The 14570-nt window shown below is 61.2% G+C and carries 11 protein-coding genes; 1 reads left to right on the top strand and 10 read right to left on the bottom strand.

Going from position 1 to position 14570, the window contains the following annotated elements; translation table 11 throughout:
- Window positions 1–4: 4 nt before the first annotated feature.
- Window positions 5–1183, top strand: coding sequence for an XdhC family protein (locus IC234_RS01020; RefSeq protein WP_190921973.1), 1179 nt, complete (start codon window positions 5–7; stop codon window positions 1181–1183).
- A gap of 11 nt (window positions 1184–1194) precedes the next feature.
- On the opposite strand, the gene IC234_RS01015 is transcribed toward IC234_RS01020, so the two are convergent.
- The 10 genes from IC234_RS01015 to IC234_RS00970 form a co-directional block, all read right to left on the bottom strand.
- Window positions 1195–2115, bottom strand: a complete 921-nt coding sequence (locus IC234_RS01015) for a DUF6268 family outer membrane beta-barrel protein (RefSeq protein WP_190921972.1) — start codon at window positions 2113–2115, stop codon at window positions 1195–1197.
- Window positions 2116–2255: 140 nt separating this feature from the next.
- Entirely contained in the window at window positions 2256–2519 is a 264-nt protein-coding gene (locus IC234_RS01010; RefSeq protein ID WP_190921971.1) for a neuropeptide-like protein 29, read from the bottom strand.
- Between the two features lie 294 nt (window positions 2520–2813).
- Window positions 2814–4208 carry an NAD-dependent dihydropyrimidine dehydrogenase subunit PreA gene (gene preA / locus IC234_RS01005; RefSeq protein WP_190921970.1) on the bottom strand — a complete coding sequence of 465 codons (1395 nt, stop codon included), beginning with the start codon at window positions 4206–4208 and terminating at the stop codon, window positions 2814–2816.
- Between the two features lie 135 nt (window positions 4209–4343).
- The gene (locus tag IC234_RS01000) at window positions 4344–5669 is read right to left on the bottom strand and encodes an FAD-dependent oxidoreductase (protein WP_190921969.1); all 1326 of its coding nucleotides are present in this window, start codon (window positions 5667–5669) and stop codon (window positions 4344–4346) included.
- 90 nt (window positions 5670–5759) lie between these two features.
- Window positions 5760–6626: a nitrilase-related carbon-nitrogen hydrolase gene (locus tag IC234_RS00995; protein ID WP_190921968.1), complete on the bottom strand. Its 867-nt coding sequence runs from the start codon at window positions 6624–6626 to the stop codon at window positions 5760–5762.
- Between the two features lie 231 nt (window positions 6627–6857).
- A complete protein-coding gene (gene hydA, locus IC234_RS00990; RefSeq protein WP_190921967.1) occupies window positions 6858–8231 on the bottom strand; it encodes a dihydropyrimidinase in 1374 nt (457 codons plus the stop codon).
- A gap of 100 nt (window positions 8232–8331) precedes the next feature.
- On the bottom strand, window positions 8332–9684 hold the full coding sequence (locus IC234_RS00985; RefSeq protein WP_190921966.1) for an aminotransferase class III-fold pyridoxal phosphate-dependent enzyme: 1353 nt from the start codon (window positions 9682–9684) through the stop codon (window positions 8332–8334).
- Between the two features lie 378 nt (window positions 9685–10062).
- The gene (locus IC234_RS00980; RefSeq protein WP_317173306.1) at window positions 10063–11493 is read right to left on the bottom strand and encodes a CoA-acylating methylmalonate-semialdehyde dehydrogenase; all 1431 of its coding nucleotides are present in this window, start codon (window positions 11491–11493) and stop codon (window positions 10063–10065) included.
- Window positions 11494–11785: 292 nt separating this feature from the next.
- Entirely contained in the window at window positions 11786–13708 is a 1923-nt protein-coding gene (locus tag IC234_RS00975) for a WG repeat-containing protein (RefSeq protein WP_190921965.1), read from the bottom strand.
- Between the two features lie 51 nt (window positions 13709–13759).
- Complete coding sequence (locus tag IC234_RS00970; RefSeq protein WP_190921964.1) at window positions 13760–14227, bottom strand: DUF6799 domain-containing protein; 468 nt, start codon at window positions 14225–14227, stop codon at window positions 13760–13762.
- Between the last annotated feature and the right edge of the window lie 343 nt (window positions 14228–14570).

Here is a 14570-nt window from a genome sequence, read left to right as displayed (position 1 = left end):
TGCAATGACCGAACTCCAACGCCTCCTTCTTGCTTACGACCGCCACCGTGCCGCCGCCCGCCCCTGCGCGCTGGCCACGGTGGTCGAGGTGCTGGGCTCGGCCTACCGCCGCCCCGGCGCCCGCATGCTCGTCACCGAAGACGGCGAGCTGACCGGCGCCATCAGCGGGGGCTGCCTGGAAGGCGATGCTCGCCAGCGGGCGCGCCGAGCCATTTTTCAGGGCGAGCCGGCGCTGGTGACGTACGACACCCGCGACGAGGACGACCCGCGCCACGGCCTGGGCCCCGGCTGCCAGGGCGTGGTGCGCATCCTGCTCGAACCGCTGGATTTCAACGCCCCCGACAACCCCATGGAGCTGCTGCGCGGCTTTGCTCAGCATCCGGAGCCGGCGGTGCTGGTCACCGTGTTTGAGGCGGATGCCAACGGCTTGCGGGCCGCCGTGGGCCAACGGCTGCTGCTATCGGCCGGTGGCGTGGTGCGGGGCACTCCCCTGCTGGCCGCGCCCCTGGCACAGGCAGCGCAAGCCACCCTGACGCAGGGCCAGTCGCGGGTGCTGGACGTAGCGACCGACGCCGGTCCCGTGCGCGCCCTGCTGGAAATCCTGACGCCGCCGTTGCGGCTGGTGGTGTACGGCGCCGGCAACGACGCCCAGCCCCTGGTGCGCCTGGCCGCGTCGCTGGGTTGGCAGGTATCCGTGGTGGATGGCCGGCCAAACCTGGCCACCGCCGCCCGGTTTCCGGAAGCAGCCGAGGTGCGCGTTGTGCCCGTGCGCGAGCTAGAAACCCAGCAGCCCGACGCCGCCGCCTACCACGTGCTGCTGAGCCACAACTACGCCTACGACCTGGCCGCGCTGCAAACCCTGCTGCCCACGGCCGCGCCCTACGTCGGGCTGCTGGGCCCGCGCGCCAAAGCCGGCCGCCTGCTAGAAGAGTTGGAATTGTCGGAAGCAGAGCGCCGCCATGTGCTCGGCCACCGGCTGCACAGCCCCATTGGGCTGAGTTTGGGTGGCGAAACGCCCGAAGAAATAGCGCTGGCCATTGTGGCCGAGATTCAGGCCGTTAGGAACGGGCGCCAGCCGCAGCACTTGCGCGATACGTCGGCCTCTATTCACGCCGACTCGCCGAAACCCGCCGCTGCAGCGGCTACCATAGAGGCCGCCACACCAGCCGATTTCGCTGCGTAAGCGCCGCCAGCCTACGGAGCGGGCACCCGGTAGCTCAGCGCCAGCCGAAACGCCAGGCCCTTCGCGATGCGCGGGCTGAGCGGCGTGGGCGCCTGCCCCAGCCCGATGTAGTCGATGGTGGCGGGCCATTGGTCGTTCTGGGCGTACACTTCCAGGCGCCGCGTCACGGCGTAGGCGGCCGTGGCCCGCAGGGCCCAGTAGGGGCTCAGGTAGGTTTCGGCAAACAGCCCGTAGTGCCCTTGCAAGTACTGAAAATACCGGTTTTGCTCCTGCAGGCGGTAGGCCGTGTTGATACCGTTGAGGTTGAAGCCCACGTTGACGCGCGGCCCGGCCGCGTAGCTGACGTTGACCGTGGTGGGCAAGTCGCCAAACAGCCGCCAGCGCTGCCCCAGCCGCCAGTCGAGGCCCAGCAGCAAGACGTACTGCGGCCCATAAAACTGCTGGCGGTAGCCCACCGTGAGCCGATACGCACGGCGGGGGTTGAAGCGAAAAGTGGCCCGCCCCACCCCGCCCCAGGTGATGTCGGCCGCGCGCACGTCGCGCAGGTCAGAGTTCAACGCCGGCAGCGCCAGCGCGGTTAGCTCCAGCCTGGGCGAAATGCGTTGGCGGTAGCCCACAATCGGCGAAAAGCCATACACATTGTTCACGGCGAAGCCCGGCCGTTCGCCGCTGAATCGAAGGGCTTCGAGGCTGGCCCCCAGCAGCAGGCCGTGGCTGCTATCGGCCGACACGGCAAGGGGCACAATGACATTGGCCCGGTACACATCGGCCCGGAAGGCGGCCTCACGGCCGCTCAGCTTCAGGGGCAGCACTTCGTAGCTCAGGCCCACGCCTTCCGCATAGCCCTGGGCGCGGCTCGTGGCACAGTGCAGCAGGCCCAGCACCAGCGAGAATAGTGGCAGGCACCGCAGCCCCCGGTCAAAAAACTTCATACCAGCGAAACTCAAGATTTTGCCAAAGAACGAACACCCGGCCGCACATATCCGGTCTTTCTGACTGGCCAGCACAAAAAAGAGGCTGTCCGCCTCGTCAGCGAACAGCCTCTTTCAACTTTGCAGGGCGCTAGCCGCGGTTAGCGGCGTCGTCCGTAGCCACCGTGGTAGCCATTGCCGCCGCGGTAGCCACCGTGGTAGCTGCCCCGGTAATACGGCCGAACCGGCACCACCACCGCGGGGCGGGGCGTGTAATAATAGGGGCGGGCATAGTACGGGCGAGGATAATACGGCTGAGCCGGCGGGTAGTATCCGTAGTCGTAGCCAGTGCCCACCGAAGCCACGCAGCCGCTCAGCAGGAGCAAGCACAGGCCCAAGGCAAAAATCACTGATTTCGTTTTCATGGCGAAGGTGCGCGAGCACGTTGAATGACAAATCTGACTTGTATACCAGACAAATGGCAGCGCGAAATAGTTGACTTTTCCGTTGCGTTTGCCCTAGCCACAAGCACTTTACTCATACGGTCCTGTTCCGCCTGCCGTTGTGGTTTTCGAAGGGCCAAGTCCAACCGTTCCCAACTCCATTGTTGCTCTACGGACGCCCACCCAACGCCCCCATATCAAGCCAAAAGCCCCTTGGCGCGTTACCAAGGGGCCTCTCTGTTGATTATATTTTTAGGTTTACAAGTGCTGGCGCACTTATGCTTCGGCCTGGGCCGGCACCTGGGTTTCGCCCGAGTAGAGGCGTGCTTTGCCGGGCAGCGTTTTGTGACGCTCCTTGCCCAATGCGGCCGCAGGCTCGGGCACCCAGTGGTGGCGGCCGCCGGCTTTCTCGTCTTCGAATTTGGTCGGAATATCGCCGGCCTCGGTGCGCTCCTTCCAGGTGAGGTGCTGGGTTCCAGAATCGGTTTGCTCCATCGTGATGCACTGCTCCACGGGGCAGACTAGTGAGCACAGGTTGCAGCCCACGCAGTTTTCTTCGATGATTTCGGGCACGCGGGTGCCAGCGTTCAGCTTGATGGCCTGGTGGGCGCCGTCCTCGCAGGCCGTGTAGCACAGCTGGCAGCCAATGCACTTGTCCTCGTTGATGTTGGCCGTCACCTTGTACTTCATATTCAGGTCTTCCCAGTGCAGCACGTTGGGCAGCGCCTTACCCACCATGTCATTGATGGTGTTGAAACCCTTCTCCACCATGTACTGCTCCAGGCCCGACGTCATCTCCCGAATAATGCCGAAGCCAAAGTGCATGGCCGCCGTGCACACCTGCACCGAGCTGGCACCCAGCAATATGTGCTCCACGGCATCGCGCCAGTTCTCGATTCCACCAATGCCCGAAATGGGCAGCTTGATATCGGGGTGCTGGGCGCAGTTTTTCACCATGTTCAGGGCAATGGGCTTCACGGCCGGGCCGCAGTAGCCGCCGTTGGTGCCCTTGCCGTCCACAATCGGGTACGGCGCGAACTTATCCAAATCAACGCCCACGATGCTCTGAATGGTGTTGATGAGCGAAATGGCATCGGCCCCGCCGCGCCGGGCGGCCATGGCCGGCTCCGTGATGTCGGAGATGTTGGGCGTGAGCTTCACAATGACGGGCTTCTGGGCCACTTCCATCACCCATTCCACTATCATCTGCAGCACCTTGGGCTCCTGCCCTACCGCCGAGCCCATGCCCCGCTCGCACATGCCGTGCGGGCAGCCAAAATTCAGTTCAAAGCCGTCGGCGCCGGCGTCTTGGCTCTGGCGCACGATGTCGTGCCACTCCTGCCGGCTCTGCACCATGAGCGAGGCGATGACGGCGTGGTTGGGGAAGCGCTTTTTCACTTCCTCAATCTCGCGCAGGTTGTGCGAGAGCGGCCGGTCCGAAATCAGCTCGATGTTGTTGAAGCCCACCAGTCGTTTGTCGCGGTAATTCACGCCGCCGTAGCGGCTCGAAACGTTCACGACGGGCACGCCCAGCGTTTTCCACACTGCGCCGCCCCAGCCGGCGTCGAAGGCTTTCATCACCTGGTAGCCGGAATTGGTGGGCGGGGCCGAAGCCAGCCAGAACGGGTTCGGCGATTTAATGCCGGCGAAATTTATGGATAGGTCGGGCATATTCTATATTCTGTTAGAACGTCATGCAGAGCGCAGCGAAGCATCTTTACCTTGGGAGTAATTTAAATACTTGCGCGATAAAGATGCTTCGCTACGCTCTGCATGACGTTCTTTTTTGGTATCGTGAAAAGAAAATTACTTGCTCAAATAAGCGTGAATACCGCGCGCCGTGAGCTTGGCTTCAGCCGCCGCGTTCACCACTTCGGCACCGCCATTCCAGGCATCGCCGGAAGCGAAGTACTTCGGATTGGAAGTTTGTCCAGTGTGCGCGTTGGCAAGAATGCGGCCCTTGCCATCCAGTTTCAAGCCGGGAATCAGGCTCAAAAATTCGGTCTGCTTGGCTTGGCCCGTGGCTTTAATGACCATGTCGCATGGCTCGACGAATTCAGAGCCGGCAATTTCCTGCACCTTGCCGTCCTTGGTTTCGGTGCGAATGAATTTAACACCCGCGACGTAGCCATTACCGGTAATTTCCACCGGCGCCACGTTGAACAAACCCCTCACTCCTACCCCTTTGGCCAAGTCGTACTCGAACTCGTAAGCACCCATTTCTTCCTTTGCTCGGCGGTAAGCCAGAAGAACGGTTTCCGCCCCAAGGCGCGAAGATTCAGAGGCGGCGTCCATGGCGGTGTTGCCGCCACCAAGCACAATTACCTTGCGGCCCACCGCTACTTCGTGGTGATGCTGCCGCAACTCGGCAATAAACTCTACTGCGCCGGTGCAATTAATTTTATCCTCACCGGGCAAACCTAATTCGTTGGTTTTGCCGAGGCCAATTCCGAGGAAAATAGCGTCGTATTTTTCCTCCAGCTTTTTTAATTCCGCACGCGAAGAAATAGCCGAATTAAAATGCACATTATAGCCGAATTGCGCTTGCAGATAGGCCATTTCGGCCAGCGTTTCTTCGTTGGTGATTTTGTAGGGCGCAACGCCGTACACTGTCAATCCTGAAGGTTGCGCTTTGGCTTCGAAAACATCGACGCCATAGCCCAGCGCCCGCAATTCACACGCAGCGGAGATACCCGCCGGACCGGCCCCAATTACAGCTACCTTCTTGCCATTATCCGCGCCGGAGCCGAACAAATGTTTGCCGCTGTTAATTGCCTTGGTAGTGGCGTAGCTCTGCAAGCGGCCAATCTCAATCGGCTTCACTTCCTGCAAGTTGTACACACAGGCGCCTTCGCAGAGCACTTCCGTGGGGCACACTTTGCCGCAGGCATTACCGAAATAATTAGCCTCGTAAATGGTGCGCGCCGCGCCAGTGTCGTTGCCCGAGTTTATCTGGCGGATAAACTGCGGAATGTCAATCCCCGACGGGCACGCTTTTATACACGGCGCATCGAAGCAAAACAGGCAGCGGGAGCTCTCGTACAGCGCCTCGGTGCGGTTCATCACCGGCTTCAATTGCGCGAAATTTTCCGCGAATTGCTGCTCAGTGGTGGGTGTAGAAAATTCAGCCATTGGGGCAGATTAATTCGAGATTAGTAGGAAATAAAAAACGGTCATGCTCCGACAATTCTTCGCACGACCGTTTTTAGGTTAGCCAAGCGCCTACAGTTCTACCAGTTTCTCGTAGGTTTCGGGGCGGCGGTCGCGGAAGAATTGCCAGGTATTGCGCACCTCGTCAATCATGTCGAGGTCGAATTCGGCAATCAGCAATTCGTCTTTATACTCATCGGCTTGCGCGATGATTTGGCCGCGCGGGTCTACGAAATAGCTGGTGCCGTAGAAGCGGCCCAGGTTCCAGGGCTTCTCCTCGCCTACGCGGTTGATGCAGCCCATGAAATAGCCGTTGGCGGCGGCGTGCGCGGGCTGCTCCAGCTTCCAGAGGTATTGCGAGAGGCCGGCCACAGTGGCCGAGGGATTGTACACGATTTCGGCTCCGTTTAGGCCCAGAATGCGGGCGCCGTCGGGGAAGTGGCGGTCGTAGCAGATGTACACGCCCACTTTGGCGTATTTGGTCTGGAACACGGGGTAGCCCATGTTGCCGGGCTTGAAGAAGAACTTCTCCCAGAAGCCGGTGGTGTGCGGGATGTGGTTTTTGCGGTACTTGCCGAGGTAGGTGCCGTCGGCGTCAATCACGGCGGCCGTGTTGTAGAGGAAGCCGGCCGACTCGCGCTCGTACACGGGCACAATCATCACCATGTTGTATTTCTTGGCGTATTCGGCCATGCGGTCCGTAGTCGGGCCGGGCACGGCTTCGGCCGAGGCGTACCAGGCCTTGTCCTGGCCGGGGCAGAAATACGGGGTGTTGAAGATTTCCTGCAAACAAAGAATCTGCACGCCCTGGCGGCCGGCTTCTTCAATGAGCGGAATGTGCTTCTGCACCATGGCTTCCTTGATTTCCTCGATGGTGCCTTCGCCTTCGGTCATCGGCAAGCTCATCTGGATGAGGCCGGATTTAATAATTCTGGGCATTGTAATTGGTTGTGGGAATGAAGCTTGTCATTGCGAGGAGGCACGACGAAGCAATCCGTCCTGTTCTCAGCGCTAAGCTTAAAAATGTGATGAAGTTAAATTCGAGCAGGTAACCCAAAGAGGGCTAAAAGTTACACAAAAAACAGGGCTTTTCTCTTTAGAAAGTGAGTGGTTTTGACCGGACGGATTGCCGCGCTGCGCTACGCTCCACTCGCAATGACCGACGCAGACCTAAATGTTCGTTTTGCCGCGCTTGACGAACTTTCCGTAGCCCTTCGAAACCTTGGTTTCGCCGGCATCGACGGCTACTTGACCGCGAAGTAGCACAGTTTCAATCTTGCCGGTTAGTTCCCAGCCTTCATAGGCCGAGTAGTCGCAGTTCATGTGGTGCGTACTGGCCGAAATGGCGTGTTTTTTTTGCGGGTCAAATATCACCAAATCCGCGTCGGCGCCGATGCTGATGGTGCCTTTGCGCGGAAACATACCGAAGATTTTGGCGGGGTTGGTCGAGGTGACTTCCACAAATTTCTGCGGCGTGATTTTGCCGGTGCTTACGCCTTCCGAAAACAGCAGTTCCATGCGGTGCTCAATGGCGGGGTGCCCGTTCGGAATCTTCGAGAAGTCGTCCTTGCCCATCAGTTTCTGCTCCCACATAAAGGGGCAATGGTCGGTACCCACCACGTTCACAAGGCCCTGGTTGATGCCGGCCCAGAGCGTGGCCTGGTCTTTTTTCTCACGCAAAGGGGGCGACATCACCCACTTCGCACCGTTGGCCTCATCCTCGTAGAGCGACGCATCGAGCACCAGGTACTGAATGCAGGTTTCGACCAGCACGCGCTGGTTGCGCTCGGTGGCGCGGCGCACTTGGTTTAGGGCGCCCTCGCAGGTGAGGTGCACGATGTAGGCATTCACGCCCGTGTAGTTGGCGATGTCGGCGAAGCGGCCCGAGGCTTCGGCTTCGGTCACTTCGGGCTGGGAAAGGTAGTGGTAGAGCGGCGTGAGCTTGCCCTGCGCCCGGTGCTGGGCGATGAGCGTGTCAATCATGTCGCCGTTAGTGGCGTGGGCCGTCACGAGGCCGCCGTGCTTTTTCACTTCCTGCATCAGGCCCACCATCTGCGCGTCATCAATCATGAGCGCGCCTTTGTAAGCCATAAAAGTTTTGAAGGAGGTGATGCCCTCGGCAATCATGTCCTTGATTTCCTCCTTGGTGCTCGGGTTGAAATCCGTCACGGCCATGTGGAAGCTGTAGTCGCCCACGGCGTTGCCAGTAGCGCGCCCGCTCCACTCCTCAAAGGCCGAGCGCAGCGAGTTGCCCTGCTTTTGCAGGATGAAATCGATGACGGTGGTGGTGCCGCCGTGCAGGGCGGCGCGGGTGCCGGTTTCGTAGGTGTCGGAGCTGAAAGTACCCATGAAAGGCATTTCGAGGTGCACGTGCGGGTCGATGCCGCCAGGCATCACCAGTTTGCCAGTGCAGTCAATCACTTCCGCGCCCTCGGCCGACAAGTTGCGGCCGATGGACACGATGGTTTCGCCTTCAATTAGAATATCGCAGACGGCGTCCGAATCGGCGGTGACGACGCGGCCGTTTTTGAGGAGAATGGACATGTGAAGTGTAGCGCGGACTTTGTAGTCCGCGTCCCGGAACGAATAGGTGGAACGATGCTATAAAGGGCGGAGACGCGGACTGCAAAGTCCGCGCTACGTGCTAATTCACGTACTTGTCCGCAATTTCCAGAGCCTCCGAAATAATCGCCAAACCCTCGTCAATCTCCTCCTTATTAATTGTCAGCGGGGGGCAGATGAAAATGTAGTTCCAGCGCACGAAGGTGTACATGCCCAGCTCGCGGATTTTGGCGGCGACTTGGTTTATGATGTCCATTTGGGCGGGCGTGGCGTTCCAGGGGGCCATCGGCTCTTTGGTGTCGCGGTTTTTCACCAGCTCCAGGCAGCCGAAGAGGCCGGTGTTGCGCCAATCGCCGATGCTGGGGTGGTGGCGCATGAGCTGGGCCACTTGCTCGTCCATGTACTTGCCCATTTCCACGGTGTTTTCAAGCAGGTTGTCGCTCTCGTAGATATCGAGCACGGCCACGGCGGCGGCGCAGGAAACCGGATGTGCCGAATACGTGAGGCCGAGCGGCAGCGGCTTATCGTCGAAGGACTTGGCGATTTTTTCGTCCACCATCACCGCGCCCAGGGGCAGGTAGCCGGCGGTGATGCCTTTGGCCATGCACATGATGTCAATTTTGACATTGTGATGGTCGGAGCCAAACCACTTACCGGTGCGGCCGAAGCCCGACATCACCTCGTCGGCAATGAGCAGGATGCCGTGCTTGTCGCAGATTTCGCGCACCCGCGTCCAGTAGCCGGGCGGGTACTTGATGCAGCCCGACGTGCCCGACTCGCCTTCGAGCACAATGGCCGCCACACTGCCGGGGTTCTCGTAGCCGATAATGCGCTCCATGGCGTCGGCGGCGCGCTGGGCGCACTGCTCGGGCGTTTCGGAGTACCAGGGGCAGCGGTAGAAATAGGGGTTTTCGACGTGCACGGTGCCGGGCATGGCCTGGCTGTCCACGGCGAACTTGCGGGGGTCGCCGCCCACGCTCATGGCGCCGTAGCTGGCCCCGTGAAACGACTGGTACAGCGACACAATCTTGTGGCGGCCGGTGTACACCCGCGCCAGCTTGATGGCATTCTCAATCGATTCGGCCCCGCCCAGCGTGAAAAAAGCCTTGGTAAGGTTAGGCGCGGTGATTTCGGCCAGCCGCTTGCCGAGGTCGCCGCGGGCCTTGGTAATCATACCGGGGTACACGTAGCTGAGCTCGCGCATCTGGGCGGCCACGGCTTCGGTCACGCGCTGGTCGCCGTGGCCGATGTTCACGTTCATGAGTTGGGCCGAGAAGTCGATGTAGCGCTTGCCGTCGCGGTCGTACACGTACACGCCCTCGGCGCGCTCGGCATTGATGGGGTTCAGGCCCGTTTGCTTCGACCACGAGAAGAGCGTGTGGTCGAGGTTGTCGTGCAGGATTTGGTCTTTGTCGGTGGCGAAGGTGGTTTCCATGAAGGTCGAAGGAACGGGTTGGGGGAAACGGAAGCGGAAGACTTTTCCGTTGGGCGCAACAACTTACGAAACACTGGGCAGCCTTCTATCTCTGCGGCCCGGTGCGGGCAAGTTGTTTGGGCATTGTGCGCTCTTCAGAAAAGCCTTCCGTTCCGCCACGGGGCGGGCGGAATCGCGCCGTGTTGAGTGGGAATTCTCGTGGTGTGTGTTGGTTGGGTTTGTTATTTATTAAAGGAGGGGAGCACACTAGGAAGGTCATGCTGAGCGCAGCCGAAGCATCTCTACTGCAGCAGTAAATCCAATCGATTGATTCGCGTTGCGCGGTAGAGATGCTTCGGCTGCGCTCAGCATGACGTTCTTTCTCTTCTCTTGACCTTTCTAGCTCATCCAGTTCACCCGCGACTCGGGGTTCCACTTGGTCGTGGTCTTCTTGAGCTGCGTCCAGAATTCGATGGAGCTTTTGCCGGTGATGTCGCAGGCGCCAAATTTCGACTCGTTCCAGCCGCCGAAGGAGAAGGGCTCGCGGGGCACGGGCACGCCGATGTTCACGCCAATCATGCCGGCGTTGGCGTGGTCCATTACATACCGGGCGCTGCTGCCGCTGCTGGTGAAGACGGCGGCGGCATTGCCGTAGGGGTTGGCGTTTTCGATGGCCAGGGCCTCGTCCAGCGTGTTGGTGCGCATGATGGCGAGCACCGGGCCGAAGACTTCTTCCTGGGCAATGCGCATGTCGGGCGTCACGTAGTCGATGACGGTGGCACCTACATAATAGCCGTCTTCGTGGCCGGGCACAACGGCGTTGCGGCCGTCGAGCAGGACTTTGGCACCAGCGGCTTCGGCTTCGGTGATGTGCTGCTCGATGCGCGCCTTGGCTTCTTTGCTGATGACGGAGCCGAGGTTCTGGCCGGCCACAATTTTCTTCGCCTCCTCCACAATTTTGGCTACGATGTCATCGACGGGGCCCACTCCCACCATCGTCGAGCCTGCCATGCAGCGCTGGCCCGCGCAGCCCGACATGCTGGCAGCCACGTTGGAAGCCGTCATTTCAAGGTGGGCATCGGGAAGTACCATCAGGTGGTTTTTGGCGCCACCGAGGGCCACGCAGCGCTTGAGGTTGCTGGTGGCGCGGATGTAAACGACTTTGGCAATTTTGGTGGAGCCCACGAAGCTCACGGCCTGAATGTCGGGGTGGTCGCAGATGGCTTCCACGATTTCCTTGTCGCCGTTCACCACGTTCAGCACGCCATCGGGCAGGCCGGCTTCTTTCAGTAGCTCGGCAATTTTGACGGCGCTCAGCGGCACTTGCTCCGAGGGCTTCAGAATCATGGTGTTGCCGAGCACAATGGCGTTCGGAATGGTCCAGTGGGGCACCATATTGGGGAAATTGAACGGGGCGATGCTGGCCACCACGCCCAGCGGCTTGCGCTCGGCGCGGGCTTCCACGCCCTTGCTCACTTCCAGAAACTCGCCCTGAATGAGCTGCGGCATGGAGCAGGCAAACTCGGTCAGCTCAATGGCTTTTTCGACTTCGGCGCGGGCCTCGTCCATGGTTTTGCCGTTTTCCTCGCGCACCAGCTCAGCCAGGGCTTTCATGTCGCGCTCCAGCAGCGTTTTGTAGCGGTAGAAAATCTGCACCCGCTCTTTAATGGGCGTAGCCGACCATGACGGGAAGGCGGCTTTGGCGGCCTGCACGGCGGCATCCAGCGCCTCGGCCCCGCTCAGCGGCACCGTGGAAATCAACTCGCCCGTGAGGGGGCTAAATACGTCCATCGCAGACGTAGAGGCATTTTCGAGGGGTTTGCCGGCCACAAAATTGCGTATGGCGGGATACTTCAAAGTCTGGACTTCCATATTACCTTATTGTTAAGCGGGGCGCAAGCTAAGGGTTTTGCAGGAGATGGAACAACGACGCAATCGTTTCCGGAAGAATATTTTTGTTCCTCCCCTACCAGAAGCCTTTACCGGGCCAGCTGCCTGTTAAGTTAATCAAGGTGTGCGACAATTCCAGACGAGAGGCTTGGCCATTGGTTTCCAGCAATTTCAAACAGTGAGCATGGCACGACGAACTCTTTCGGTGAGCCTCATTGGGCACCCCATAATTTTATTCGTCGATTTCTTCGCCGCGCTTATCAATCAGAAAGCTGCGGCCGTGCTGCGTGACGCGGGCCTTTCCGTCGGCAAAATCGGAAGCCAGCTCGTAGCGACCAAAAGGCGCGGTGCCTTCCTGCGGGTCGTCGAGGTAGTCGGGAGTGATGAAGGTGTAGCCGTCGGCTAGTTTCACCCGGGCCAGTCCGTCGGCGAAGGAATAGGCTTCTTTGAAGAGCACAGGCTTGTCGGGCGCCTTGGGGCCGGTGATGTAGTACCAGCCGCGGTGGTCGAGCACGGCGGCGTGGCCTTCGGCGAAATCCAGCCCGTTGAAGTAGTAGTGGTCGAACTCCTCGCCGGCCTCATCGATATACGTATAGGCATCGCCAACCCGTGCGCGCGCGTAGCCGCCGGCGTAGGGGTTCAGCGCATCGTAAGCGGGTGGCACCACTTCCTTGCCGTCTTCGTCGAGAAAGCCATAGGCCCCGTCCCGAGTCACCACAGCCCGCCCGGCCTGAAAAGGACCGGCCGATGCGAAACGGGCCGGGATAACCGCCTTACCCTGGGCATCGGCATACCCCCACCGCCCGTTCTCCTGAAAGGGCACGGGGGGAGTACCACCGAGGTGGCTTAATGTCCAGGCCCCCACTCCGCCCAATAAAAGAACTACAGCCGCAACCCGGGGCCGTTGGCGAACCACGCGCGACAGCTGCAGCCAGTAGCCTTTGGCCAGCTTTTGCCACTTGTGGAAAGAATAGCTTTCCGTTTGTTTCCCTGCTGGCTGCGAAGGCTGCGTTGCCGGGCCCGTGGGTGCTGCGGCGCCTACGGGTTGGGGCGCCGCAGCCGGCGTGGTGGCGGGAGTATTCAGCCGCTCCAGCAGTTGGCTCAGCTGCTGAATCTTGGCGTCCAGCTCGCGGTTGCGCGCCGCCGATTCGGCCCGGGAGGCTTGCATGGCCGCTTCGAGGGCCGCCTTTTCGCGGGTCTCGGCATTGAGCCGCGACACCAGCGCCGTGGCGTCGGCGGCCACGGTCGGGGCCTGGGCCAACTGAGCTCGGAGCTGGGCAATGCTGCGCTCGCGCTCTGCTTCGCGGGCCTCCAGGGCCTGCAGCTGGCCGCTGAGGTCGGCCTGCATTTGCCGGCGCAGCTCCTCAAGGCGCTGCTTTTCCTCGCGGCGAGCGGTGGCGGCATCGTAGGCGCCGTAGGCCGGGTCCTCGTCGGGCACGTCGGCCGCCCCCAGCCAGTTCCACAAGGCCCGGGCTTTCTGGCTCAGGAACCCGCCGACAGGCCCGGCTTCACCGACCTGGGAAGCGGCACCTGCCGGGCGTGGCGGCGCGGCCCCTGGCGCCGGCTCCGACGGCGCCAGGGCAGCAAACCTGGCCCACTCGGCGGCCCACTCGGCCAGGTCGGCGGTGCTCAGGTCGATTTCGGGCGTGGACAGCTGGCGCAGGCGGCGTGGCAGGTCGGCGGGCTCGCCCAGCAACTGAAACAAGGCCGGCGCCTCGTTGAGGGCCGGCTCGACGTCGGGCGCATACGCAACCGGCGCGCCAAACAGCACCACGCCGCTGATAAAATGAAGGTTCACCTGGTCGTCGCCAAACCGGGCGCGCAGCCAAGTCGCCACGGCTGCTTTTTGGGCTACAAACTGCTCAAACGGGTTGTCGAAACCCTCAGCCCCGGCCAGGGGGGCGCCTCCCAGCTGCCAGTGGCCGTAGCCCAGGGCCGGCATGCCCAGCCGGCCGCCGGCGGGCACCAGCACCAATACCGTGATGCCGTGCGGCCGCACCACCAGCGCGTCGATGGGGGCGGCATCGTCTTCCAGCACCAGGTTGCCCAGCAACAGCGAATCGGTGGGGTCGGCCTGCAGGGCGGCGAGCACAGCCGCGAACTGAGTGGCGCGGCCGTCATCGGCAAAAGGACTGGCTAGGAAATGGTGAACCATGAAATGCAGAAACAAAAAGGGCAAGCAAGGGAAACGGGCCGCAAAACCGGGCTAGTCGTCTTCCCCTTTCCAGCGGCCGTGGCCTTTGCCCTTACCGTGTTTTTTCTTGGCCTTCTTGTGCTTGAAATAGCGGTTGTTGCCTTCGCCAAACAACTCAGCGAGCACGCTACGGGGGGCATTCCCGGCGGGCACCGCGGCGGCCGGGGCGGCGGGTGCGCCCAACGTCAGGCTTCCGCTGGGGGACTGACGCACGGCCACCGGCCGGCCGCGCAGGTCGCAGCCCTGGCCTTCGCGCAGCTCGGCTCGCTGGCCGCTGGGGCTCACCACGAAGCCGTCTTTGGTGACGGTAGCGCCGGTGGGCAAATGCACGTCGCGCGTCATGGGCCGGGTCTGCCCGTTGCGGACCACCACCATCTGCCCATTGCGGCGCTGGAAGCCGTCATTATTTCCTGCTTGCTGAGCCGGCGCGGCCAACGACAACAATAAGGCCCCGCAAAGCCCGAGGGTACGCATCAACATAGATAAACAACCGAAAAAGCCCGGCGGCGCAGCTATATAAGCCGGCCCGGTTGCGCGTATACGACAAATACGGCGCCAGGCTGCTTTTAATGGCTTTTCTGGCAGCACTGCGTTGGCACACGCCCCGTGCGGCCACTGGCCAGAGCGGCCGACACCGAGCCATCAGCCTGCGCTCAAACCCGACTGTCGTCAAGCTAATGCTCAGGCTACTATGGCCCCCTTCGACTGCAAACGATACCGAAATGACCAGGTGAGTAGTTGGGCCGCGGGGGCGCAAATAGTCGGTATCGGAATGCAGCGCCTCAGTCGATGAATTAGGCCCTTTTGGTCGAGAAAACCCGTT

Source organism: Hymenobacter armeniacus, from assembly GCF_014699055.1.
GTDB classification, from domain to species: domain Bacteria; phylum Bacteroidota; class Bacteroidia; order Cytophagales; family Hymenobacteraceae; genus Hymenobacter; species Hymenobacter armeniacus.
The sequence above is the reverse complement of the archived record's forward strand: the minus strand, read 5'-3'. Positions and strand labels throughout refer to the sequence as shown.

What these genes read in the sequence shown, in the direction of transcription:
- IC234_RS00985 (WP_190921966.1), bottom strand. Translation starts at nt 9,684, where the DNA reads ATGGAAACCACCTTCGCCACCGACAAAGACCAAATCCTGCACGACAAC.
- IC234_RS00995 (WP_190921968.1), bottom strand. Translation starts at nt 6,626, where the DNA reads ATGCCCAGAATTATTAAATCCGGCCTCATCCAGATGAGCTTGCCGATG.
- IC234_RS01010 (WP_190921971.1), bottom strand. Translation starts at nt 2,519, where the DNA reads ATGAAAACGAAATCAGTGATTTTTGCCTTGGGCCTGTGCTTGCTCCTG.
- IC234_RS00970 (WP_190921964.1), bottom strand. Translation starts at nt 14,227, where the DNA reads ATGTTGATGCGTACCCTCGGGCTTTGCGGGGCCTTATTGTTGTCGTTG.
- IC234_RS01020 (WP_190921973.1), top strand. Translation starts at nt 5, where the DNA reads ATGACCGAACTCCAACGCCTCCTTCTTGCTTACGACCGCCACCGTGCC.
- hydA (WP_190921967.1), bottom strand. Translation starts at nt 8,231, where the DNA reads ATGTCCATTCTCCTCAAAAACGGCCGCGTCGTCACCGCCGATTCGGAC.
- IC234_RS01015 (WP_190921972.1), bottom strand. Translation starts at nt 2,115, where the DNA reads ATGAAGTTTTTTGACCGGGGGCTGCGGTGCCTGCCACTATTCTCGCTG.
- IC234_RS00975 (WP_190921965.1), bottom strand. Translation starts at nt 13,708, where the DNA reads ATGGTTCACCATTTCCTAGCCAGTCCTTTTGCCGATGACGGCCGCGCC.
- preA (WP_190921970.1), bottom strand. Translation starts at nt 4,208, where the DNA reads ATGCCCGACCTATCCATAAATTTCGCCGGCATTAAATCGCCGAACCCG.
- IC234_RS01000 (WP_190921969.1), bottom strand. Translation starts at nt 5,669, where the DNA reads ATGGCTGAATTTTCTACACCCACCACTGAGCAGCAATTCGCGGAAAAT.